The sequence below is a fragment of the Rhodococcus sp. G6(2025) genome, assembly GCF_058628105.1.
In genome coordinates this window covers 6,708,429-6,731,272 of record NZ_CP179750.1, presented here as the reverse complement: position 1 = coordinate 6,731,272, position 22,844 = coordinate 6,708,429, and the positions used below count along the sequence as shown (strand labels likewise).

24 protein-coding genes are annotated in these 22,844 nt (G+C 68.6%); 11 read left to right on the top strand and 13 right to left on the bottom strand.

Annotation, left to right across the window (positions count from 1 at the left end; all coding sequences use genetic code 11):
• The first annotated feature begins 46 nt into the window (after positions 1-46).
• Together ACLIVD_RS31155 and ACLIVD_RS31150 are read left to right on the top strand one after the other, a co-directional pair.
• On the top strand, positions 47-1,294 hold the full coding sequence (locus tag ACLIVD_RS31155; protein WP_280780517.1) for a TerD family protein: 1,248 nt from the start codon (positions 47-49) through the stop codon (positions 1,292-1,294).
• Positions 1,295-1,302: 8 nt separating this feature from the next.
• Positions 1,303-2,871: a TerD family protein gene (locus tag ACLIVD_RS31150; RefSeq protein WP_283333773.1), complete on the top strand. Its 1,569-nt coding sequence runs from the start codon at positions 1,303-1,305 to the stop codon at positions 2,869-2,871.
• 21 nt (positions 2,872-2,892) lie between these two features.
• Here ACLIVD_RS31150 and ACLIVD_RS31145 read toward each other — a convergent pair whose 3' ends face one another.
• The 4 genes from ACLIVD_RS31145 to ACLIVD_RS31130 all read right to left on the bottom strand — a co-directional run bounded on the left by ACLIVD_RS31145 (position 2,893) and on the right by ACLIVD_RS31130 (position 6,290).
• Entirely contained in the window at positions 2,893-4,299 is a 1,407-nt protein-coding gene (locus tag ACLIVD_RS31145; protein WP_491931189.1) for an ABC1 kinase family protein, read from the bottom strand.
• Between the two features lie 117 nt (positions 4,300-4,416).
• Positions 4,417-5,271 carry an LLM class F420-dependent oxidoreductase gene (locus tag ACLIVD_RS31140; RefSeq protein ID WP_280780514.1) on the bottom strand — a complete coding sequence of 285 codons (855 nt, stop codon included), beginning with the start codon at positions 5,269-5,271 and terminating at the stop codon, positions 4,417-4,419.
• A gap of 55 nt (positions 5,272-5,326) precedes the next feature.
• On the bottom strand, positions 5,327-5,893 hold the full coding sequence (locus ACLIVD_RS31135; protein WP_491931188.1) for a hypothetical protein: 567 nt from the start codon (positions 5,891-5,893) through the stop codon (positions 5,327-5,329).
• A gap of 76 nt (positions 5,894-5,969) precedes the next feature.
• Positions 5,970-6,290 carry a GYD domain-containing protein gene (locus tag ACLIVD_RS31130; protein WP_283333777.1) on the bottom strand — a complete coding sequence of 107 codons (321 nt, stop codon included), beginning with the start codon at positions 6,288-6,290 and terminating at the stop codon, positions 5,970-5,972.
• Between the two features lie 82 nt (positions 6,291-6,372).
• Here ACLIVD_RS31130 and ACLIVD_RS31125 point away from each other — a divergent pair, with 82 nt between their 5' ends.
• Together ACLIVD_RS31125 and ACLIVD_RS31120 are read left to right on the top strand one after the other, a co-directional pair.
• A complete protein-coding gene (locus ACLIVD_RS31125) occupies positions 6,373-7,188 on the top strand; it encodes a DUF72 domain-containing protein (protein WP_280780512.1) in 816 nt (271 codons plus the stop codon).
• A gap of 61 nt (positions 7,189-7,249) precedes the next feature.
• Entirely contained in the window at positions 7,250-7,723 is a 474-nt protein-coding gene (locus ACLIVD_RS31120; RefSeq protein ID WP_283333778.1) for a hypothetical protein, read from the top strand.
• A 5-nt stretch (positions 7,724-7,728) separates the two neighbouring features.
• On the opposite strand, the gene ACLIVD_RS31115 is transcribed toward ACLIVD_RS31120, so the two are convergent.
• A complete protein-coding gene (locus tag ACLIVD_RS31115; protein WP_016882591.1) occupies positions 7,729-8,046 on the bottom strand; it encodes an ArsR/SmtB family transcription factor in 318 nt (105 codons plus the stop codon).
• Positions 8,047-8,134: 88 nt separating this feature from the next.
• Between ACLIVD_RS31115 and ACLIVD_RS31110 the strand changes: the two genes are divergently transcribed.
• Positions 8,135-9,193, top strand: a complete 1,059-nt coding sequence (locus ACLIVD_RS31110; protein WP_283333779.1) for an SDR family oxidoreductase — start codon at positions 8,135-8,137, stop codon at positions 9,191-9,193.
• A gap of 12 nt (positions 9,194-9,205) precedes the next feature.
• Here ACLIVD_RS31110 and ACLIVD_RS31105 read toward each other — a convergent pair whose 3' ends face one another.
• Positions 9,206-9,730: a MarR family winged helix-turn-helix transcriptional regulator gene (locus tag ACLIVD_RS31105; protein WP_280780508.1), complete on the bottom strand. Its 525-nt coding sequence runs from the start codon at positions 9,728-9,730 to the stop codon at positions 9,206-9,208.
• A 66-nt stretch (positions 9,731-9,796) separates the two neighbouring features.
• Between ACLIVD_RS31105 and ACLIVD_RS31100 the strand changes: the two genes are divergently transcribed.
• Positions 9,797-11,209, top strand: a complete 1,413-nt coding sequence (locus ACLIVD_RS31100; protein ID WP_283333780.1) for an FUSC family protein — start codon at positions 9,797-9,799, stop codon at positions 11,207-11,209.
• A gap of 6 nt (positions 11,210-11,215) precedes the next feature.
• Here the strand turns inward: ACLIVD_RS31100 and ACLIVD_RS31095 are convergent, their stop codons facing one another.
• Both ACLIVD_RS31095 and ACLIVD_RS31090 read right to left on the bottom strand, forming a co-directional pair.
• Positions 11,216-11,524, bottom strand: a complete 309-nt coding sequence (locus ACLIVD_RS31095; protein WP_317568353.1) for a hypothetical protein — start codon at positions 11,522-11,524, stop codon at positions 11,216-11,218.
• Between the two features lie 86 nt (positions 11,525-11,610).
• Positions 11,611-12,210 carry a TetR/AcrR family transcriptional regulator gene (locus tag ACLIVD_RS31090; protein WP_009475118.1) on the bottom strand — a complete coding sequence of 200 codons (600 nt, stop codon included), beginning with the start codon at positions 12,208-12,210 and terminating at the stop codon, positions 11,611-11,613.
• Between the two features lie 94 nt (positions 12,211-12,304).
• Between ACLIVD_RS31090 and ACLIVD_RS31085 the strand changes: the two genes are divergently transcribed.
• The 3 genes from ACLIVD_RS31085 (at position 12,305) to ACLIVD_RS31075 (ending at position 15,172) form a co-directional block, all read left to right on the top strand.
• Entirely contained in the window at positions 12,305-13,339 is a 1,035-nt protein-coding gene (locus ACLIVD_RS31085) for an ABC transporter permease (protein ID WP_491931187.1), read from the top strand.
• A gap of 20 nt (positions 13,340-13,359) precedes the next feature.
• Positions 13,360-14,028 (top strand): SanA/YdcF family protein, encoded by a 669-nt coding sequence (locus ACLIVD_RS31080; protein ID WP_491931186.1) that lies wholly within the window; start codon positions 13,360-13,362, stop codon positions 14,026-14,028.
• A gap of 67 nt (positions 14,029-14,095) precedes the next feature.
• Entirely contained in the window at positions 14,096-15,172 is a 1,077-nt protein-coding gene (locus ACLIVD_RS31075; RefSeq protein WP_491931185.1) for a VIT1/CCC1 transporter family protein, read from the top strand.
• Here ACLIVD_RS31075 and ACLIVD_RS31070 read toward each other — a convergent pair.
• Positions 15,095-16,159: a GAF domain-containing protein gene (locus ACLIVD_RS31070; protein ID WP_283333785.1), complete on the bottom strand. Its 1,065-nt coding sequence runs from the start codon at positions 16,157-16,159 to the stop codon at positions 15,095-15,097. The genes ACLIVD_RS31075 and ACLIVD_RS31070 overlap by 78 nt on opposite strands.
• Positions 16,160-16,239: 80 nt before the next feature.
• On the bottom strand, positions 16,240-16,554 hold the full coding sequence (locus ACLIVD_RS31065) for an ArsR/SmtB family transcription factor (RefSeq protein WP_280780503.1): 315 nt from the start codon (positions 16,552-16,554) through the stop codon (positions 16,240-16,242).
• A 133-nt stretch (positions 16,555-16,687) separates the two neighbouring features.
• Here ACLIVD_RS31065 and ACLIVD_RS31060 point away from each other — a divergent pair, with 133 nt between their 5' ends.
• Positions 16,688-18,262: an MFS transporter gene (locus ACLIVD_RS31060; RefSeq protein ID WP_491931184.1), complete on the top strand. Its 1,575-nt coding sequence runs from the start codon at positions 16,688-16,690 to the stop codon at positions 18,260-18,262.
• Positions 18,259-19,779 carry an FAD-dependent oxidoreductase gene (locus ACLIVD_RS31055; protein WP_491931183.1) on the top strand — a complete coding sequence of 507 codons (1,521 nt, stop codon included), beginning with the start codon at positions 18,259-18,261 and terminating at the stop codon, positions 19,777-19,779. The genes ACLIVD_RS31060 and ACLIVD_RS31055 overlap by 4 nt, the downstream gene beginning before the upstream one ends.
• Before the next feature lie 21 nt (positions 19,780-19,800).
• On the opposite strand, the gene ACLIVD_RS31050 is transcribed toward ACLIVD_RS31055, so the two are convergent.
• Genes ACLIVD_RS31050 through ACLIVD_RS31040 form a run of 3 tightly spaced genes read right to left on the bottom strand, consistent with a single transcriptional unit; the run spans position 19,801 to position 22,719 of the window.
• Complete coding sequence (locus ACLIVD_RS31050; RefSeq protein ID WP_283333789.1) at positions 19,801-21,033, bottom strand: cytochrome P450; 1,233 nt, start codon at positions 21,031-21,033, stop codon at positions 19,801-19,803.
• A 25-nt stretch (positions 21,034-21,058) separates the two neighbouring features.
• Entirely contained in the window at positions 21,059-21,724 is a 666-nt protein-coding gene (locus tag ACLIVD_RS31045) for an HAD family hydrolase (RefSeq protein ID WP_491931182.1), read from the bottom strand.
• On the bottom strand, positions 21,721-22,719 hold the full coding sequence (locus tag ACLIVD_RS31040; protein WP_491931181.1) for a ScbA/BarX family gamma-butyrolactone biosynthesis protein: 999 nt from the start codon (positions 22,717-22,719) through the stop codon (positions 21,721-21,723). The genes ACLIVD_RS31045 and ACLIVD_RS31040 overlap by 4 nt, the downstream gene beginning before the upstream one ends.
• Positions 22,720-22,844 lie beyond the last annotated feature (125 nt).

Here is a 22,844-nt window from a genome sequence, read left to right as displayed (position 1 = left end):
CCAAACGGGACAAACCCGACGCTCCCACAGTGAAGGAACCACCGCAGTGTCCACTCCGCTAGCCAAGGGTCAGAACGGCCCGCTGAGCGTCGACGACGTCATCGTCTCCCTCGAACTGACGGCCGCCGCCGACCTGTCCGCGCTGCTCGTCACGGACTCGGGGAAGGTCCGTTCGGACGCCGACTTCGTCTTCTTCAACCAGCCGACCGGTCCCGGGGTGCAACTCGTGCCAGGAGCCACCGGGCAGGCGGCCTCGCTGAAGGTGTCGCTCGGCGCGGTGCCTGCCGACATCGCGCAGGTGCGCGCGGTCATCACGCTCGACGACGCCACCAGTAGCTTCGGCCGCTCCGCGCCGCCGACCGCCCGGGTCGCCGACGGCGCCGGAAACTCGCTGTACGAGTACAAGATCGAGGGGCTGAACTCCGAGTCGATCGTCATCGCGCTCGAGCTGTACCGACGCCAGGGCGCCTGGAAGGTGCGGGCCGTCGGGCAGGGCTATGCCGGCGGGTTCGCCGCACTGGTCACCGATCACGGCGTGTCCGTCGACGACGCCCCCGCACCCGCCGTCGCTCCCGTCCAGCAGCCGCCGGCGCCCGCACCGGCACCGCAGGCCGCCTACCCGCCGCCCGCCGCACCGGTTGCGCCCCCGGCTCCCGCTGCACCCCCCGCACCCGCCGCCCCGTCCGCTCCGGCCGAGGTCAGTCTCACCAAGGCACGACCGGTCAGTCTCTCCAAGGGACAGAAGGTCACGCTCCGCAAGGACGGTGGTGTCGCACTGACGTACATCCAGATGGGACTCGGCTGGGACCCGATCGAGAAGCGCGGCATGTTCGGGAACCGTTCCGCCAACGTCGACCTCGACGCGTCGGCGGTCCTGTTCGCGGACAACAACATGGTCGACGTCGCCTACTACGGTCAGCTGACGTCGAAGGACGGGTCGATCCGGCATCAGGGCGACAACCTCACCGGTGAGGGCGCCGGCGACGACGAGGTGATCCTCGTGGATCTCACTCGCATTCCGCCGCACATCTCGACCATCGTGTTCATCGTGACGTCGTACCGCGGGCACACGTTCGAGCAGGTGAAGAACGCCTTCTGCCGCCTCGTGGACACCACGTCGTCGGCCGAACTCGCCCGGTTCACGCTGCAGGGCGGGATGCCGTTCACCGGAATGGTGATGGCCAAGGTGTACCGAGTGGGCGGCGAGTGGAAGCTGCAGGCCATCGGTGAGGGCATTCAGGCCAAACACGCCGGTGAGGCCGCGCCTCAACTCGCCCGCTTCCTCGGCGTCTAGGGGCGGCGGTGACGGTCCACCTCGTTCCGGGGCAGAACGCCCCGCTGCCGTCGCGCGTACTGAGTTTCCGCGCAGTCGATGCGACGCCGATCGACGTCTCCGTGTTGATCGTGGACGGCGATCTGCGCACGCTGTCCTCGGACCATTTCGTGTTCTACAACCAGCGCCGCGCCGCCGGGGTGGAACTCGACGCGGACGGAACGGTCCGGCTGCAGCTGGACGAGGTGGACGCCGCTGCGGCGGGCGTGCTCTGCGTGGTCAGTGTCGATCCGGCGTCCCCGAACGGTCGGGCGACGCTGGCCCGCGAGGGGCTGTCGGCCACGCTCGCCGACGAAAATGGTCTTCCCCTGGTCGTTTTCGACGTCCCGCTGGTCGGTTCCGAGGCGGCCGCGATCTGCCTCGAGATCTACCGGCGCGGCACCGAATGGAAGGTGCGGGCCGTCGGGCAGGGATACGACGGCGGCCTCGCCGAACTCGTCTCCCGGCACGGGGTCGAGGTGGACGAACCCGCACACCCCGTCGCCGAACAGATTCCGGCGACACCCGGTCCTGCGGGCATCCCGCTCGACCCGGCCCACTCGTTCGAGAGGGCGTGGATGATCTTCGAGGATGCCGCCCGGTCCGCGGCCTCCTTCCGATCCTCCCGCGACTACGCGCAGGCGCGGCTGGACGACGAACTGTCCGAGTCGGTGGCCGACCCGTCCACGCGCAACAGTCCCGCGGTCGTGCAATCGCAGGCCAGGGCGCAGGAGCGGTGCGATGCCCTCGTCGCCGAGGCGCAGCGCAAATTCGACGGCGAGACTTCGCAACTGGCCGACGAACTCCGCGCCATCGACCCGCTGCTGCCGCGGTCGCTGGCCACCTTCGAATCCGCCGCCTGGACGAGCCCGGTCACCGCCACCGCGGTAACGGACGGGCTGAGGCTCGGCGAGTTGTCCGCACCCGATCTCGGTGAGCTGCGGGTGCCGTTCTGCGTCCATTACCCATTGGGGCGTCCGCTCTGGATCGTCGGCGATGCTGCCGAGGCCGCACCGGTGGTCGCGGCGCTGGCGGCGCGCATGCTGGTCGCGTCACCTGCGCCGGCGCAGCGGTTGGAGGTGGTCGACCTCAGCGGCTCGCTGCGCACGTTCACCGAACCCCTCGGCGCACGTCTGGCTTCGCCGGTCGTGTCCTCGGCGTCCGACATCACCGCCCGCCTCATCGCGCTGTCCGAGAGCGTCGACCTCGCCGAAATGGCGGCCCGCAGCGGAATCCGCGACACGCTGCCGGAGCCGCGGCTGGTGATCCTGGGCGACTTCCCGCACGGGTACGGCGCTGAGGACGCCGCCCGCATCGTGCACCTCGCCGATCACGGTCCCGCGGTCGGGACGTCGCTGATCATCGTCGGCGACAGTGCCTCGGCAGATTCGGATCCGGGTGTCGCGGTGCTCGCACGCATCGCGCAGCAGGTTCCGACGTCGGGGGTCCTCACCGTCTCCGACCCGTGGACCGGCAACGACTGGATTCTGACACCCGACCGGCTCCCGGATCACCCCCTCCACCGGGCCTCGGTGCTGGATTCACTGACCGGGCAGTAGATCCCTCGCCGCGAGCTCGCGTCACTCGTCGGGCAGTTCGACCCCGAGTTCGAGGGCCTTCGCGGCGACGGCGTCCGGGAAGACGTTGCGGAACAGGAACAGGTCCTGCCCGATCACCCAGCCGGGGGCGAGTTCCGTGGCATACCGCTCGAAGTAGCCGAGTTGCTTCCCGAACAGGACGAGTTCCTCGGGGCTGGCGACGCCCCATTTCTTGCCGATGCCGATCAGCGCCATGATGAGTTCGCTGAGCCGCAGCTCACCGAGGTCCCGGCCCAGCAGGGGTGCGAGGGCGGCGGCCACCTGGAGTCCGATCTCGTCGTCGGTGGCGTCGTTGTCGGTCGCGTAGCCGAGGCCCCGGATTCCGCGGGCCATCCGGGAGAAGTCGCCGTCGATCAAGGTCGCGTAGAACATGTCGCGCAGGATCTGCCGCCACGACTCGGGGAGCTCACCGACGATGCCGAAGTCGAGCATCGCGATGCGTCCGTCGTCGAGGACCCACAGGTTCCCGGCGTGCACGTCGCCGTGGAACGGGCCGTGGAGGATGACGGACTCGATCCACACCTTGACGCCGCGGCGGATCAGCATCCGGGTGTCCATGTGGACGAGGTCGGGGAACCGGTCGAGCGGCAGGCCGTACATGCGTTCCATGCAGATGACGCGCGGGCCGCAGTAGTCCCAGTACACCTCGGGGGTGGTGACGCCCTTGTTGTCGCCGAACGCCCCGATGTTGGTCCTGAACCGGGCCTGCCGGTCGGCCTCGACCGCACTGTTGAGTTCGGTCATCGTGGCCGCGTGGAGGTCGCGGATGATGGCGGTGGCGTTGGCGATGCGGAAGAACTCGAACAGCTTCTCGAGGATCCGCGCACCCCAGTACGCGGTGCGCAGGTCCACCACCATGCGGCGGAAGATGTCAGGGCGTTGCACCTTGATGACGGCTTCCCTGCCGTCGGGGAGTACGCAGCCGTGTACCTGCGCAACGGAGGCGGCCGCGAGGGGGACGTCGTCGAACGACGTGAACAGCGCGTCGACGGGATGCCCCAGGTCGGCTTCGATGACCCGGCGGGCCTCCTCGGCGGGCACCGGCGGCACGTCGTCGAGACATCGCAGACAGGCGTTGGCCAGCGGGGCGGGGAACACGCCGGAGGACGACGCCATCAGCTGACCGACCTTGACGAACGTCGGGCCCAGCACCTCGAAACCGTTGACCAGGCCCTCCGACGCCGCGTCCGCAAGGGTGCGGCCGCGACGTCGGACAGGCCAGGTGACCAGCGCGAACAGGGTGTAGGCGACAACGACCACGCCGATGACGATCGCCCGCCACAACTCCGCGGCGCGGAAATGGTCGAGGCTCGCGGAGTGCACGGTCAGGGCTGCAGGTGGCGGCCCCGAAGCGTACGGGCCGACCGGACGTGCCGTTGGCTCTTGCACAGTTCCTACCTTGCGTTCAGTCCTGCCTGCCGTTCAGAAGGGGACCATACCCCGACCGTTTCGGCGAACCCCTTTCAGTATGCGGTACCCGCCATCACATCATTTCGTTAGCAGAACTCAGAGTCCCAGCGCGCCTGCGAGTTCCCGCAGGGCAGGCACCGGATCGTCGCCTGCGGGGAGTACCTGGATGGCCACGTGATCGGCGCCCGCATCCAGATGTTCCCGGAGGCGACCGGCGACGTACTGCGTGTCGCCGTGGGCGGCGAGCGCGTCGATGAGGTCGTCGCTGCCGCCGTTCTCGATCTGCTCGTCGGTGTACCCGAGCCGTTTCAGGTTGTTGACGTAGTTGCGCAGGTGCAGGTACGGATTCTCGACGGCCGAACGTCCGATGGGGCGAGCGCGTTCCGGATCGGTGTCCAGCACGACCTTCTGCTCCGGCGCGATCACCGGGCCCGGGCCGAGCAGCTCCCGCGCTTCACGGGTGTGCTGCGGCGTGGTCAGGTACGGATGGGCGCCGGCGGCGCGGGCTGCGGACAGTTCGAGAACCTTCGGACCGAGCGCGGCCAGGACGCGTCGTCCCGCTGGGACGCCGGCAGCATCGAGGGCGTCGAGATACTCCACGAGCGCGGCGTACGGCTTGCTGTAGTTCAGGCCGGGCTGTTCGGGATGGCCGACGCCGATGCCGAGGAGGAAGCGCCCCGGATGACGGGCTTCGAGCCGGTGGAACGAGGTCGCGACCTCGTCGGCGGGGGCGGTCCAGATGTTCACGATTCCGGTCGCGACCGTGATGGTGGATGTCGCGTCGAGCAGGCGTTCGGCGACGTCGAGGTCGGCAGGCGGGGAGCCGCCGATCCAGATCGCGCCGTAGCCTGCCGATTCGATCGCTGCACCCACGTCGGGGGCCAATCCGCCGGCGTGACGCCAGACTCCGAACTGTCCGAGCTGCGGGGTTTCTGCTGTGGTCTCCGTCATGTGGCGTGCAACCTTCCCTCGTGGATATTCATTCCGGTGTTTCGGATTGCGGCTCTCAGGCCTGGTGCAGCCAGGAGCGGAACAGGAGCGCGCCCGCGGCGGCGAGCACGAGCGCGACGGGAACGGCCCACACCGGGCCGCCGTCGCCGAGCAGACGGCGAGTGAGTCCGGCCAGCAGAGAGGCGATGGCCTTCAGGATCCACATGGCGACCGGCACGAGCAGCACACCGAGCACGAGATGCACCAGCCACGCGCCGGCGAGCGTCGGGCCACCCCAGCTGTACTCGTAGGAACCGTCGGTGATCAGCCCGTAGAACAGGCCCCGGAACGCGGCGATCACGCTGAGGAACGCGAAAAACCAGGCCACCATCCCGATCAGGAGCGACAGGACCGAGTGCGCCAACACGCGCAGCCACGACGGCGAACGCCGGTCGATCCGCTCCGACTCGCTCGGGTCGGCGGCAGCGAGTTGCCACCGCCCGGCCCAGCCATGTCGTCCGGTCGCCGCCGCGCCGAGCGAGACGAGGCCTGCGGGAAACGCCCTCAGCGCGAACAGGGCACGGCGAGCGGACTCGGTGGTGAACGGGTTCACCGTCGTCGAGTCGGCCTGGTCAGTTGACATGGCTCGACGCTATCGACCGACTCCGCCGCCGCACATCATCCTGCAGAACGATATTCGCTACCGCAGGGGTAGCGAATCAGCTGCCGGGCGCCCGGTACTCGGCGTCCCGGCCCACCGCGTCGTCCACCTGCTCCGGCGTCAGCAGCACCACCGATTCGGACCTCGCCGCACCGGAAGCGGTGGTGCGGATCCCGAGCGCGGCGGCCGCGACGTCGTCCGGCACGTCGCCGATCACGAACAGATCCCGGCCACCCAGTGCGAAGTAGCAGGATTCGACTGTGCCCCCGACGCTTTCGACCATCTGTGTGATCGCGTCGCGTCGTGCGGTGCCGCCTTCGGCGAGTAATCCCTTCGCGCCTTCCGGTGAGTACGTGACCTGCCAGAGATATCTCGGCATCAGTGCCTCCTCGATTGTGGGTCCTCTCATGGTTCTCCCGGGACGGGCCACATGCAATAGGTTCCGGCGCTAGGGTCGTGAGATGGCTGAGGCCCGCGTAGGTATCTCCGGCTGGACGTATCCCGGTTGGCGCGGTGACTTCTACCCGGACGGTCTGGCCCATCGCAAGGAGTTGGCCTACGCCGCGGGGCGATTGACGTCGATCGAGATCAACGGGTCCTTCTATTCGTTGCAGCGACCGACGAGTTACGCGAAGTGGCGTGACGAGACACCGGAGGGTTTCGTGTTCGCCGTCAAGGGCGGTCGCTACATCACCCACATGAAGAGGCTGGTCGGCGCCGAGGCGGCGCTGGCGAACTTCTTCGCATCCGGGGTGCTCGCGTTGGGTCCCAAGCTCGGACCGCTGCTGTGGCAACTGCCCCCGACGCTCGCGTTCGATTCGACGAGTCTCGCAGCGTTCTTCGACCAGCTGCCGAGGACGACCACCGATGCCGCGGCGCTCGCGTCTCGACACGACGACAAGCTCACCGACGACAGGGCGTGGACGGAGACGGACGCCGATCGCCCCGTCCGCCACGCGCTCGAGGTCCGGCACCCCAGTTTCGACACGGAGGAGGCGAGGGAGTTGCTCTGCGCGCACGACGTCGCGTTCGTAGTCGCCGACACGGCAGGCCGGTACCCGTACGTGGAGGCAGTGACGAGCGATTTCGTCTACGCCCGGTTACACGGCGACAAGGAGTTGTATGCCAGCGGATACACGGACGAGGCGCTGGACGAGTGGGCCCGCAAGTTCGAGCGGTGGCTCGGGCAGGGACTCGACTGCTTCGCCTACTTCGACAACGACATGAAGGGGTACGCGCCGTTCGACGCGCTGCGGCTGATCGAACGGCTGCGCTGAGTGTCGGTGCCCCATGGCACAGTGAGCGCTGATCGACGGAGACGAGAAGAGGATCTACCGGATGTGGCCCACTCATTGGCCTGCTGTCGCGCGTGACATCGCCGAGGCATTGGACGCCGCCATCGTCGCGGGGCGCGCGTCGGACGCGTCGGCGCTGACCGAGGCGACGGAGGAACTGGCGGCCCTGCCTGCGGAGCAGGTCGGTGCGGTGCTGGCGGGGGTGGTCCGGGAACTCCTCGAGACGTTGCACCCGGACGGTCTGACGGGAGAGGACGTGCAGGACGTCCTGACCCGCTGCGCGCGGGCGGCGGCACTCTGGTTTCCGGCCGTCGACGTCGACTCGCTGGTCACCGTGCTGACCGGTGCACTCGGCGTGGCCGATGTCGAGGAGGACCCGCGCAGACCGGAGCGTGCGGTGGAGGCCGCGATCCTGGTGATCGCCGATCTGCTGAGTGCGGCGGAGGTGCCCGCCGACGGTTACGTCCGCCGGGCGCTCGACGAGATCGCGCGCGCCGAAACCGTCGAGATGCCCTGATTCGTTCAGAGTTCGGTGCGGATGTGATCGGCCAGCCGGGCGATCCGGTCCTCGTTGCGGCGGTAGTGGGTCCACTGGCCGATCCGATGGCTGGTGACCAGTCCGGCGCTCTGTAGGGCGGCCATGTACTGCGAGGCCGTCGATTGGGAGACCTCGGCCCTCGCCTGAATGTGCTTCAGGCACACGCCCACCTCTTCCGCGGGTTCGAGCTGTGGGGGAAAGCTGTCGGGGTCCTTCAGCCACTGCAGGATGCGTACGCGGGTCGGGTTCGACAGCGCCTTGAAGACGAGGGCCAGGTCGGTCGCGTCCGGAAGTTCACTCACAGACCCATCGTACCGCCATATCGCGATTTTCCGATATGTGTGCTTCACTCGGTATATCGCAATTTCGCGATATGACGATAGGAGTCGAATGATGGCGAAGCGCAGAGTTGCAGTGGTCGTCGGTGCGCGCGGGGTGATCGGCGGAAATCTGATCGACCACCTCGAGGCAACCGGGGAGTGGGAGATCATCGGACTGTCGCGACGCGGCGGACCCGACACCGGCCGGGTGCGGCACATCGCGGTCGATCTGCTCGACCAGCGCGACGCCGCCGAGAAGCTGGGTGAACTGCGCGACGTGACCCACATCTTCTACGCCGCCTACCAGGACCGTCCGTCGTGGGGGGAGCTCGTCGCGCCCAACGTCGCGATGCTCGTCAACACGGTGAACGCGCTCGAACCCGTGGCTGCCGGGCTCGAGCACATCAGTTTGATGCAGGGCTACAAGGTCTACGGCGCGCACCTCGGACCGTTCAAGACGCCGGCGCGCGAGAGCGACCCGCCGCACATGCCGCCCGAGTTCAACGTGGATCAGCAGCAGTTCCTCGAAGGCCGTCAGCGCGGCAAGAGTTGGACGTGGTCCGCGATCCGCCCCTCGGTGGTGTGCGGATTCGCTCTCGGCAATCCGATGAATCTCGCGCTGGTGATTGCCGTCTACGCGACGATGTCGAAGGAACTCGGCGTGCCGCTGCGGTTTCCGGGTAAGCCCGGCGCGTACACGAGTCTGATCGAGATGACCGACGCCGGACTGCTGGCGGAGGCGACCGTCTGGGCCGCGACCACCCCCGAGTGCGCGAATCAGGCGTTCAACATCAACAACGGCGATCTGTTCCGCTGGGACGAGATGCTGCCGAAGATCGCGGATTTCTTCGACCTGGACGTCGCACCGCCGCTGCCGATGTCGATGGACGTCGTCATGGCCGACAAGGAGCCGGTGTGGAACGACCTCGTCGCGAAGCACGGGCTGGCGCCGACGCCGTACTCGGACGTCTCGTCGTGGGCGTTCGGCGATTTCGTCTTCGGCTGGGACTACGACGTCATCGCCGACGGTTCCAAGGCGCGCCGGCTGGGTTTCCACCGTCACGTCGAGACCGAGCAGATGTTCCTCGACATCTTCCGCGACCTTCGGGCCCGGAAGGTCATTCCCTGAAAGACAAGGGGACTACCGGCGAAGCCCGGATTCGACGTTGGCGGCGATCCGCCGGAGCAGCCCGGCCAGGACGGCGCATTCGTCCTCGTCGAGCCCGGCGAGAAATTGCCGATCGCGTTCGACGCGCTGCGGGAACTCGGTGTCGACGAGTTGCCGCCCGGACTCGGTCAGGTGGAGCAACACGACGCGCCCGTCGCGTTCGAACGGTAGCCGTTCCACGAGTCCCAGCCGGGCCAGGCGGTCGACGTGTTTGGTGGTGGATGCGCCGCTGAGCATCGTCACGGCGGTGACCTCGCTGGCCCGCAGTGGCCGATCGCTGCGGGCGAGTACACACAGGACGTCGAACTCGGCGCGCGAGACCCCGCTCGCGTCCAGGGCACGGTCGAGTTGCTGCAGGGCCTGGGATCCGATCCGGGTGATGCGGCCCATCACTTCGATCGGTGACGTGTCCACTTCGGGATGGGTCTCGGCCCATTCGCGTCGAACGCGATCGGTGAAGTCCTCATCCGGACGTGGGGCAGTGCTCATGAAAACCATCGTAGCGACCAACTTCACACTAATTCAGAACTATTTTACTAGTGAAGTATACGGTACGCTGAGGCCATGCAGGCTTCCCCTCGATACGCACCCGACCTCAGCCGGCTCCATCACTCCCGTGGGGCGCTGGCCTATTCGATGGCGCCGTCGACGTGGCGCGGTGCGTTCGAGGTCCGGAACGCCGACGCCACCATCGCTCCCGCGCTGCGGGTGGGTGCGGCGACGGCTCTGGTGCTGGTCATCGGTGGTTTTCTCGGGCACGGCAACCTCGCGGGCTTCGCGGCACTCGGTGCGCTGACCGCCGCGTTCGGTCGATACGAGCCGTACCCGCGGCTCGCCCGCAAGGCGGGACTCGTCGGTGTCGCGCTCATCGCCTTCGTCGCCGGGGGAGCGCTCCTCGGTGCGGCGGGACTGTCACTCTGGCTGCAGATTGCGGTCATGTCCGTCGCGTCGGGCGTCGCCGCCTGGCTGCTGGCGGCGTTCCGCATCGCCGGTCCCGGGCCGGTCATCCTGGTCTTCGCGGCCACCGCGGCGGTCGGACATGCGACCCAGCTGTCCGATCTCGGCCCGGCGGTCGTGGCCGTGGCGATCGGTGTCGTCGTGGGCTGGCTCGCCGCCATGACGCCCTGCCTGTTCGTTCCTCTCGGTCCCGCCCGGCTGGCGGTGGCGCGGGCACTCGCCGCTGCCGCGGAACTGCAGCGTGCACACGACACCTCCGCGATCGCGTCCGCACGCAAGGCCATCGACAACGCGCGTGACGTGATCGCCCACAGCGGGCGGGGCCGGGACGGGCACTCCCACCAGTTGTTCGCGCTTCTCGCCGAAGCGGACACGGTCGTCGATCGGTGGGCGCACGAGCGTGACCACGACACTCTGCGTGCGCTCGTCGATCACGAGTCCGAACTGCGTAAGGTGAAGCGCCGCAGTGATCTTTCGGCCTTCGGTGCGGAGACCCCGGTGCTGCCGCAGCCGGGTGGCTTCTTCGCAGACGGCCTCCGTGCGCTGCGGTCGCGAGAGGGGATCGTCAACGCGGCCCGTATCGCCGCTGCCGCCGCGCTGGCCGGATGGATCTGTGTGGCAATGGGATTGGAGCATCCGCTGTGGGCGTCGATGGGCGCGATGGCCGCGATGCAGGGTTTCAACTTCAGCCAGACCGTGCAGCGGGGAATTCAACGCCTCGTCGGTAACGTGGCGGGCGCCGTCCTCGCCGCCGGGCTGATCGCCGCCGCGATGGGGTACTGGCAGACCGTCGTGGTCATCGTGGTGCTGCAAACCGTGACCGAACTGGTGGTCATCAAGAACTACGCGTTCGCGTCCGTCGCCATCACCCCCATGGCTCTGCTGCTCACCGGTCTCGGGTCGGCGGTCGCACCGGACATCGCGGTGAGCCGCATCGTCGACACGCTCGTCGGTGTGGTGGTCGGGGTGATCGTCTCCGCTGTCGCGATCAGCCGGACCGACCACCATCACGTGGGCTGAGGCCGCTCAGATCCCCGTCGCGGAGACGTAACCGGCGAATCCGATCGCGCACGCGCCTGCGCAGAGGATCAGGGTTCCGCATGCCACCGGCCACGCGATCGTGCGCCGCGCGATGCGCGCGATCGTGACCATTCCGCCGATCACGGTCACGAGTGCGGCGACCGCGAGCGCCACGCACACCGCGATCCACGCGTTCTCGGCGCTGCACGTCTCGGGCGGGCAGTAGTCCAGGAACAGCAGCCAGAACAGTCCCGCGACCGCGGAGATGCTGGCGACGGCGACCGCGACGACGAGTGCGGCCGCCGACACCGCCACGTCCCAGCCGTTCAGCCGCGGCTGATCGTCACCCGTATACGGGTGATTCCATGGCTGTGGCAGAGGCCCCCCAGGCTGCATTCCCGTCACAGTACATCGGACTCCGGGAGGATCGGCGGCGGCAGCGCAGCCCCGTCCGGGCGCAACCCGGCGAGGAACACCGTGATCAGCCGCGGAACGAGATTGGCCGTCGCGTCCTCGAACATCAGCACGTGGGGCCGGGTGAGCATGGCGATCCCCATGATGATCTCGAGCGGCACGACGTCCTCGCGCACCAGCCCGACGTCCTGGAGCCGGTGAATGAAGTCGGTGACCGTCGCCTTCGTGAGCTCCCTCGACTCGCGGACGTCGGGTGGTAGCTCGTCGAGACTGTTGACCAGCGCGGGAACCAGCGCTCCCATCCGCAGTTCGACCACGGCGTCGACGAACCGCCGCCACGCTCCCTCGGGGTCGTCGCCGCAGTCGTCCAGTCCCCGGACGGCGAGTTCCCGGACTTCGGCGAGCGTCGTCCGGGCCACGGCGTGGGCGAGCTCGTCCCGGCTCGGAAAGTTCCGGTAGAGGGTGGCGATCCCGACGCCGGCTCGCGCGGCGATGGCGTCGAGGGGCGCGTCGTGCCCGCGGTCGGCGAACACCACGCGGGCGGCCTTGATCAGGGTGTTGCGTCGTTCCAGCGCGTCTGCCCGCACGATTCCACCTCTTCCGTTGACAACCCAGCATAACCGGAGGAATATTCTCCACAAGGAACGGAGGGATTTCCTCCACTTAGTGAAGGGGAGTCCGATGACCACCTCGGATACCGGGACAGTCGCGCCGCGCACGGCGCCCACCGGGCGGTCGGCGCACGGCCCGTCCGATCCCGTAAAACTGACCGCTGTCGTGCTGGGACTCACCGCGGTGATCGCGCTCATGCTGCTGGCGTTCGCGTTGCCGGCCGTCAACAGCGGCCCGCACGACCTCCGGCTGGGCGTCGCCGGACCCGACGCGGCCGCCACCAGGGTCGACAACGCGCTCGCCGCGGGACACCCGGGCGCGTTCGTCACCGAGCGCTTTCCCGACGCCGACGCGGTCCGGACGGCGATCGAACACCGGGAGGTGGTCGGCGGCATCGTCGCGACACCGGACGGCATGAAGGTCCTGTCCGCCGGCGCAGGCGGGGCGCCCGTCGCGCAGACGATGAACGGCCTCGCGGCGGGCATGAGCAAGACTGCGGGACAACCCGTTCCGGTCGAGGACGTCGTTCCGCTGACGGCCGACGACCCCGCCGGCGTCGGTCTCGGCGCCTTGGCGCTTCCCCTGGTCTTCGGTGGCATGATCCCCGCGCTCGCGCTCGTGCGGCTGTTTCCGCGCAGTGTCGGGCGACGGGTCGCCGGGGCGGTGCTGTTCGCCGTGAGCGCCGGGGCGGTGCTGACGGCAATTCTGCAGTTCGGCCTCGGAAGCGTCGACGGCAACTACTGGACGACCACCGGTGCTGTCGTGCTCGGCATCGCCGCCATCTCGCTGACCGTTCTCGGGCTCGAATCGGTGCTGGGCACAGCGGGATTCGCGCTCGGAGCGGTGACTATGATCTTCCTTGCCAACCCGCTGTCCGGACTGGCGACGTCCGCGGCGTGGCTGCCGTCGGGGTGGGGCGCACTCGGTCAGTTGCTGCCACCAGGAGCGGCGGGAACCGCGGTGCGATCGACGGCGTTCTTCGACGGACACGGAGCCGGTGCGGCGGTACTCGTGCTGACCTGCTGGGTTCTGTTCGGGCTCGGCCTGTGCCTGGCATCCGGACTGCGTGAGCGGCGCGCCGGGGAAGAACCGGCCGTCGCCTGACGCTGTGGTTTGATGGCGGCATGGGGGAACGACGGATCGTCCGCCGACTGGTCGGCATCGGAGCGGGCCTCGGCGCGCTCGCCGTCCTCGTCGTCGCGGCCTCGACGGTGTGGATATCGCGGGAGGCCTCCGGCCATGTCTACGACGTCGACGACGCACCCGAGGCACCGGTGGTCATCGTCCTCGGCGCGCAGGTGCGCGACGGCAAACCCCGGGAGTACCTGGCCGGACGCCTCGACGTCGCCGTCCGTCTCGTGCAGGACGGCCGCGCGCGGGCGGTCCTCGTCTCGGGCGACGGAGCAGGCAGATCCGGCGACGAGATCGCGGCGATGGCGGACTACCTGGTCGAGAAGGGCATTGACCCCAGCAAGATCGTCGGCGATCGATACGGGCTCGACACCTACGACACGTGCGCTCGCGCCGTCCAGACGTACGGTGTGACCAAGGCGCTGATCGTCACGCAGGGATTCCACGTTCCCCGCGCGGTCGCGCTGTGCCGCGGTGCCGGGATCGACGTCGCCGGTGTCAACGCCGGATGCGAATGCCGCCCGATCACGATGGCCAGGAACACCGTGCGCGAATCGCTGGCCCGGCCGAAGGCCGTCCTCGACCTGCTGTCCGGGCGCGATCCTGTGGTGGTCTCCGAACCGGAGGACTCACTCGGGAAGGCGCTCGCCGCCGAGGACTGACCTCGAAGCGCCGCGGTGGGGAGGGCGCGTCGGTAGGCTTCTCCCGTCGACGATCGGGAGGCGGACGATGGTTGGTGCACGACCGGATCCCGGTCCGCGTGAAATCCGGAAATGGCGTCGCTACCTCGCCGACGAACGCGCCGAGGCGGCCGTCTACCGCGACCTCGCGAAACGTCGGACCGGTGAGGAACGCGAGATTCTGCTGGCGCTCGCCGACGCCGAGGGACGGCACGAGGCGCACTGGCGCGGGCTGCTCGGCGAACATGTCGGCAAGCCCGTGCGCGGTGATCTCCGCACTCGCATCCTCGGTGTGCTGGCCCGGCGGTTCGGATCGGTGTTCGTGCTCGCCCTCGCGCAGCGCGCGGAGACCCGGTCGCCGTACCCGACCGACGTCGACGCCACCGACGCCATGGGCGCGGACGAGCGGATCCACGAAGAGGTGGTGCGGGCGCTGGCGGCGCGCGGGCGAAATCGGCTGTCCGGCACGTTTCGTGCCGCCGTGTTCGGTGCCAACGACGGCCTGGTCAGCAACCTCGCCCTCGTGCTCGGCATCAGTGGTAGCGGCGTCGACAATCACATCGTTTTGCTGACCGGCCTCGCCGGTCTGCTCGCGGGCGCGTTGTCGATGGGTGCGGGCGAGTATGTCTCCGTGCGGTCGCAGCGTGAACTGCTCGAGGCGTCGGCGCCGGGGCAGGGCGCCCGTGAGGCAGTGCCGCTCCTCGACGTCGACGCGAACGAACTTGCACTCGTGTACCGCGCGCGGGGCATGCCCGCGCACGACGCCGAGAAACGCGCGGCCGACGTGCTGCGGAGAGCCGTTCAGCCCGAGCCCGTTTCGGGTACGGAAACCGCCGACGAGCACGAGGCCATCGGCACCGGGCTCGGTGCGGCTGCCGCGAGTTTCTGCTTCTTCGCGTCCGGTGCGGTGATCCCCGTGTTGCCGTACCTCTTCGGCATGGAAGGCACCGCCGCGCTCGTGGTCGCTGCTGCGCTGGTCGGCGTCGCGTTGCTCGGGACCGGTCTGGTTGTGGGGTTGCTGTCGGGTGGACCCCCGGTCAAGCGCGCGTTACGCCAGCTGGCAATCGGGTACGGCGCAGCCGCCGCCACTTACCTGCTGGGCATGCTGTTCGGGACAGGCGCCTGAGAACGTCATCATCACCACGGGTGTGGAACCGTATCCGGGGACGGGAAATGTGCGCACCGTGTGCCGGGACCAGGACCCGTCGGACAGGGCGACGCGGGCGACTCCGGGAACACGGGCCGTGATCCGTTGCCGCACCGCCGCGAGGTCTTCGCCGTGCAGCAGTCCGATCTGCCCGCCCTCCGCCGCGGCAGACAAACCCGCCAGCGGTGCGGTGATCCATTTGATGGCGTACCCGTGCTGTGAATCGACCAGTGCCGCATGAACCCCCGCGACCGCGTGCACGGTCGACGCGATATCGGAGTCCATCACCCGGATCGCCAGTTCGCCGACGTCGGTCTTGTGCGTGACGTCGTGATCGACGCCCCGCAGCACCACTCCCTCGGGTGTCGCGACGGCTCGGCGCACGAACCGGACGAGGCGCAGCGTTCCGTCGTCGTGGCGGGCGATGAGTTCGCCGGACAGGAACTCGCCGTCCCGCGCGTTGTCGACGCGTTCCATCAGCACCGCGATGTCGGAGAGCCGCGGCACCCTCCGGTACAGGTCGGCGAGACCGAAGTAGTCGTGCTCCGGCCGGGTGTCCGCGACTCCGTACAGATTCCGGAACTCACGCGTCCATCGAGTGCGTCGCGGACCCGCCGACACGGACAGGTTCCATTCCCACCCTGCCGCCCGGTGCGGTTGGGGCACCGGACTGTCCGCACGACCGGTGAAGATCTGCACCGCGAGGACGTCTCCGCCCGGACCGAGTACCGGTTTCCCCACGACGAGATCGATGTCGCCCACCGTCTCACCGAGGGTCACCTGCACCGGCTGTCCCGACGACCTGACCGTGTCGATGGCTCCCGTCACCAGCGTCAGCATCCTGCCGCGGTAGACGTTGCCGAGCGGCCGGCACTGCCGCTGTTTGATGCCCTCCGCGATCACCGTCGGTGCGTCTCCCAGGATTTCGACCAGTATCCAGCCGTCTCCACTTCCCCGTTGTTCCACTCGTACCGCCCCCCTCATGGCGCACGATCATCGCACGGCGGCGATCCGGATGCTCGGCGAGACGGTCGCTGCGACGGCGTTCAGTCCGGTGTGGTCGCGACGGCGTCCAGGAGCCCGGGGAAGCGGGATTCGATGTCGGATCTGCGCAGCTGAGCCATCCGCGAATTGCCGCGGTCGACCTGCTTGATCAGCCCGGCTTCACGCAGAACCTTGAAGTGGTGGCTGCGGGTCGATTTGGACACCGGCAGCCCGAACGACGTGCAGTGACGTTCCGCCCCGTCCGCCTCCACCATGAGCTTCTGCACGACCTCCAGTCGCAGGGGGTCGGCGAGAGCGGCCAGGACGGAGACCAATTGGATCTCGTCGAGCGCGGGATGTCCCTCGGCGTCGGGCACGGCGCACCTCCAGGTTCGGGTCGTCGACCACCAGAGTGGAGGTTCGTCTTGCATCGAACCTAACTCTGGTGCATGGTTCGTATTGTATCGAACCTCTGGTGCACGGGGGCCGCACACTTCAGGAAGGATCGACATGACCTCGGAGCTGACCACGTCGGATGCCACGACACCGACGTCACCACCCGAAACACCACCGTCCGACCCGCGACGCGGGAACCTCACCCTCGCCGCAGTACTGCTGGCCGTTCTCGTCGTCCCGATGTCGATCTCCGGAACCGCGGTGGCGCTGCCCGCCATCTCCTCCGACATCGGTGGCGGCGCATCGGGCCAGCAGTGGGTGGTGAACGCGTTCAACCTGTCGTTCGCGTGCTTCACCCTGGTCTGGGGGTCGCTGTCGGACCGTTTCGGCCGCGGCCGCCTGTTCGCCGCCGGTGCCGCCACGTTCGCGGTCGGGAGCGTCGCCAGCGCGCTGGCCCCGAACATCGTGGTCCTCGACGTCGCCCGCGGCGTCGCCGGTCTCGGTGGCGCCGCCATCTTCTCGTGCGGCGCGGCCATCCTGTCCTCCGCCTTCGACGGGCCCGCCCGTTTGCGTGCGTTCGCCCTGTTCGGGACGACCGCGGGCATCGGTGTGGCGCTCGGACCGACGCTGTCCGGGCTCCTCGTCGACACGGCAGGCTGGCGGCCCATCTTCGCGGTCCAGGCCGCCGTGCTGCTCGTGGTGCTCGCGGCGACCCCGGTGATCGGACTGGCACGACCGGCCGGCGAGGGGGCCGCGAAGTTCGACCTCCTCGGCACCGTCCTCCTGGTGCTGGGTCTGCTCGCCGCGATGGTCGGCATCGTCCAGGGCGAACCCTGGGGCTGGGGCAGCCCGGCGGTCGTGACGTCCTTCGTGCTCGCGGTCGCGCTGCTCGTCGCGTTCGCCCGCGTCGAATCGCGACGTCCGGCTCCGCTGCTGGACCTCGAACTGCTCACCCACGCCCGGTTCATGGCCCTGTGCCTCGTTCCGGTGGCGGCATCGTTCGGCTTCGTCACGTTGCTCACTTACTTCCCGACCTTCCTCCAGTTCGTGGCCGGCCAGTCTTCGGCGAAGGCGGGTCTGGTGATCGTGCTCCTCACGATTCCGGTCGTGGTGGGACCGCTCGCCGCAGGCCGTGCGGTGGGCGCCGGGGTGAACCCGCTCGTGGTGATCTGGATCAGCCTGGGAGCCTTGATTTCCGGTGACCTGGGACTTCTGTTGGCGGGACCTGACACGGTGGTCGCCGTCATCGCGGTGCCGCTGCTCCTCGCGGGCTGCGGAATGGGACTGTCCGCCGGTCTCGTCGACGGTCAGGCGCTCGCCCTCGTCCCCGAGGAGAAGGCAGGTATGGCTGCGGGCGTGGTGAACACGATGCGACTGGGCAGCGAGGCCATCGCGGTAGCGGTGTACGCGGCGCTGCTCACCGGTCTCGTCACCCGCAGGGGCGAGGAAGCGCTGGCCGGCGTCGACGGCGTGGGCAATGCGGCGGACGTCGTCGGCAAGGCCACCAGCGGCGATCTGGAGCAGGCCCTGACGGCGGCCGGGCCGGACGTCCGGGACCAGGTGGCGCCGCTCGTGATCGACGCCTACAACAGTGCGTTCCACACGACGCTCGTCGTTCTGGCGGTCGTCGTCGCCGGATTGTCGGGTGTCATCGCGGTGCTGCTGCGACGCGGGGCGAGCGCGCGGTGACAGAGGCGGACGACCTGCGACAGCACTATCAGGTCGTGGTGGTCGGCGGTGGCCCGGTGGGATCGCTGACGGCGCTCGAGCTGGCGCGCAGCGGAATCGACGTCCTCGTCCTCGAGGCTGCCCCGCACACCACGGACGTTCCGAAGGCGGGGACGATCCACGCGCGGAGTATTCAGCTGCTCACTCGTCGAGGGCATTTCGCGGCGCCGGACGTCGGCGCAGGGGCCGCGTCGACCACCTTTCACTACGCCGGGGTCTGGGGTCTGGAGATCACGGCCCCGCCCGGCGAGGGACCGGCCATCGCCGGTATCGGGCAGAGCGATCTCGAAAGACTCTTCACCGCACGGCTGAGCGGTCTCGGCACCCCGGTGCTGAAGGCGGCGGTGGTCACGGACGTCGACCACGACGACGGCGGGGCGACGGTGACCTTCACCCACGAAGGACGCACCCGGGTGGTGGCGGCCGACTGGGTGGTCGGCGCGGACGGCGCCCGCAGCATCGTGCGGCGAAGTGCGGGCTTCACGGCGACGGAAACGGCGCCGACCGCCGCCGCGCTCCTGGGTCTCGCCGTCCTCGACGACCCCGCGAACGCCCCCAGAGGGTGGGTGCGCACCGAACGGGGCTGGACCGTCCTCAACGTCAATCACGCCGGCTTCAGTCGCATCATCGCGTTCGATCTCGGTGGTCCGCACGAGGATCATCGCCAGCCCCTCACCGCGGAGGAACTGCAGGAGACGGTCGACAGATTCGCGGGCCGTCCCGTTCCGTTCCGCAACGCGCGGTCGCTGTCCCGGTTCAGCGACTACTCGCGGCTGGTCGACGACTACCGGCTCGGCCGGGTCCTTGTCGTCGGTGACGCTGCGCACGTGCACTTTCCGCTCGGCGGGCAGGGTCTGAACCTCGGTATCGGCGACGCGATCGGCCTCGGCTGGCGCCTCGCCCTCGTCGCGCGGGGACAGGCCGACCCGTCGGTGCTGGACGTGTACTCGCGGGAACGGCGCGCGTGTGCGGCCGGGGTGATCGCCAACGTCGCGGATCAGCGTGAACGTATGCGAATCGGCGTCGACGGGGACCGCCTGCGACACGAACTCGGTGTCCTGCTGGAGGACCGCGACCGCAACCGGGCACTGGGTTCGGCGATCAGTGCACAGAGTCAGCCCGCGCCCAGCGCTCTCCAGGACGCGGCGCGCGGCGACTTCGCCGCGAACACCGTGATCGAGACGGACACCGGAGTCACCGACCTGATCCGGTTGCACGTCGCGGCAGGAAACCGGGGCCTCCTGCTGTGCGGGGACGCATCGGAGTCCGTCCACGCAGTCGTCGAACCCCTCTGGGGCGAACGGGTGCGGCTGATTCGGGCGCGGAACCTCGGGGCCACCACCGTGCTCGTGCGCCCGGACGGTGAAGTGGCCTGGTCGGGGGAGTTGGGCGACGGCAGCGAACTCGTCGCCCGGCTCGCGGAGACGTTCGGCGGCTCCGCCACCCGTGCACGGTTGACGAGTGCAGGGACTCGTTAACCGCGCACGAGCGCGAAGCGCCTACCAGCGGACGGGAAGCGACGTCGGACGCCGGAGAAGCACTCCCGAATCCCACGGCACCGCAGCCGGTTCGGTGGCGAGACCGAGAGTCGGGAACTCTTCCGCCAGCCGGACCAATGTCGTGGTGATCTCCATCCTGGCCAGCGACGCGCCCATGCAGTGATGCATACCGTACCCGAACTGCAGATGGCGTTTCCCGTCTCGGAACGGGTCGATGAGTTCCGGGTGCGGGAACGTGTCGGGGTCCCGGTTCGCGGCGAAGGCGTCGGCGTAGACGAGGGCACCCACGGGGATCACGGAGTCCCGCAGCCGAACTTCACGCGTGGCGATCCGGGGAAACGTCGAAATGTTTCCCAGCGGAAGCACCCGCAACAGCTCCTCGACCAACTGCGGCGCAGCGGCCGGTTCCTCCACCAGCAGCGACCACAGCGAAGGCGCCTGCAACAGGACGTACACGGCCTTCGCGAGCACGGACAGCACGTTCTGGTCGGCTCCGAGGACGGAGCCGAGCAGGATCGCGACGAGTTCGTCGTCGCTCAGCGGCGGTTCCGCCTCGCCCCGCGCCGCGAGGAATCGGTCGATCAACCCGCCCGGTTCGACGGGCCGCGTCCCCTGCACGAGATCGGTCACGTAGTGGTAGACGAGCCAGAAGTTCTCCAGCAGGCCGGGAATGTCGGTGTCGTGCGACAACTGCACGACCCGCGACGACGGGCGGAAGTAATCGATGTCCGACTCCGGGATTCCGAGGAATCCGGCATTCACCTCGACGGGCAGGCGGTCGAGCACCGTCGCGAACAGGTCGGGGTTCTCCTCGTTGCGCAGCAACGCGATCCGCCGGTCGAGGATGCGGCGGACCGACCCCTTCAGCTTCTCGACGCCGGCGGGGCTGTAGTCAGCGTTGACGAAACTCTTCATCCGCGCGTGATCCGGGGTGTCCAGATTCAGCAGAAGGTCCGGGGGCATCGTGGTGGGCTGAAAACTCGGCCCGCCTTCGACGTTGGTCTCCTTCCGGCCGAAGGACGGATCCGTGAGTACCTTCAGGACGTCGTCGTACCGTGTGACGTGCAGGGCGGTGTGACCGCTCGGCAGGGTGATCTCCGGCAGTCCGGTGGGCCCTTCTGCGGTCACCGCGGTGTACGCGACCGGCGGGTCGAGGTAGGGAATGTCGTTGATGGACACCGCGACATCGTGTCGGCGGCGACGTGGAGCGAGTGTCGAAATCTGAGTCGTCACGTCGTACTCCTTCTGTTGGTGGGATTCACAGGACGGCGGCGACGCCGGTCAGCCGGGACAGTTCACTCGATGCCTGGGCATTGGTGCGGAAATGGACGGCACACCAACCGCTCTCGCGTGCCGCGCGCACGTTCTGCTCGAGGTCGTCGATCAGGATGCACTGGCCGGCGTCGACGCCGGCCGTCTTCTCCGCGATCGCGAAGATCTGGGGGTCCGGCTTGCGCGCCCCGACCAGGCACGAGTCGACGAGAGCATCGAGCGGGCCGGCGGGTTCGATGATCGGTCTCCAGAATCGCTCCCATTCGACCACGTTGTTCGACAGGACGCCGACGCGCAGGCCGTGAGCCTTCAGGCCGCGTAGCGTCGCGGCCATCGCCGTGTTGACCGTGATCCCGTCGAACCACTGCTCGCCGAACGTCTCCAGCCGCGCCCGGGTGAGGTCCAGGCCGGGGTCGGCGGCGGCGAGGTGCTCTCTCAGTCTCGCACCCCACTCGCGCTCGGTGATCTGGACCAATTCGATCGGGGCGAGAGGATGTGCTCCGAGGTCGTCGCCGACGGCGCTCATCGCCGCCTGCAGGGCGGCGGGTGCGATGCCCGTCTTCGTTTCGTACGCCGCGAAGAGTTCGGCGAGCGGGGGTGAGAGCACGCCACCGAAGTCGAACCAGACCATGGTGTCGTCCCGTGTCGTCATCGGACGATCCGGTCGAGAGCGGCAGTCGAGGCGCTCACTCGTTGCAGGGTGACCCGGCCGTGGGCGATCTGCCGGCCCTCCTGCGCCAGAGTGACGGACAGGACGACCTGGCGGGAGCAGATTTCCGCCTCGGCGACGGCTGCGCAATCGGTCGGCAACTCCAGCTCACCGAAGCTCTCGAAGACGGCGTCACACCCCACGAGGACGAGCATTCGCGTGGACAGGCCGAACAATTCGTGCGCGGCAACGAGGGCGGTCTGGCGCATGGCCTCGAAGATCAGGGCGCCCGGCACGTGGTCGAGCGGGTGATCGAACAGGCCGGGATGGGCCTGATCGACCAGAACCTGGCTGCGCACGGTGTCGCCGGCGACACCGATCCGGCTGAGCACCACGTTGTCGAACGAATGTCGAGCCACCTCCCGAGGCTCGACCCGCTCGTGCAACGGATGCGGACGGGCGGGATCGAGTTGCAGCGGTGCCCGACCCTTCTGCCGGAGGCGGTCCCACGCGTCGCCGGGCATCCACTGGATGGTCATGCTCATGGTGGCCGCGGCAGCTCCGTCCAGCGCCAGTGTCATTGCGAGCGTGATTCCGACGATGTCGGCGCCCCGTCGCTTCTCCGCGGTGATCGTGGCGTCCAGAACCCCCGCGGCGGGTGCGGGGCCCACTCTCACGGCGTCGAGGTCGACGACCTCGAGCGCTCCGGCATTGAACACGAACTTGGCGTCGAGCGGAGCGTCGACGTGCCGATGTGAGATGAGGATGGATGCCTGCCGGAACGTTTCGAGTAGCAGCAGCGGATCATACTGTCGTACAACGACATTGTGATCGCTGTAGTAGCTGTGGACTCTGGGGAGCTGCACACCGAGACGAAACTGTGGGTAGCTCTCGCAGATGATGTCGGTGAGGAAGACCTCGCAGATCGCGGCGCGGTGCACGTGTGCGCGGGGGATGGACGACGAATAGGACAGGGTCGGTTCCAGGACGGCGGTCATGTCGATTCCTTTCGTTGACAGCGGAATTCGCACGGGTCGACGCCGCCGAGCGACGACGGCGGTGATCGGTGGAATGCGGGACCCGTGCAGAACGGTGGTTCGCGCTGGAGCGGAAGAACGCGGGC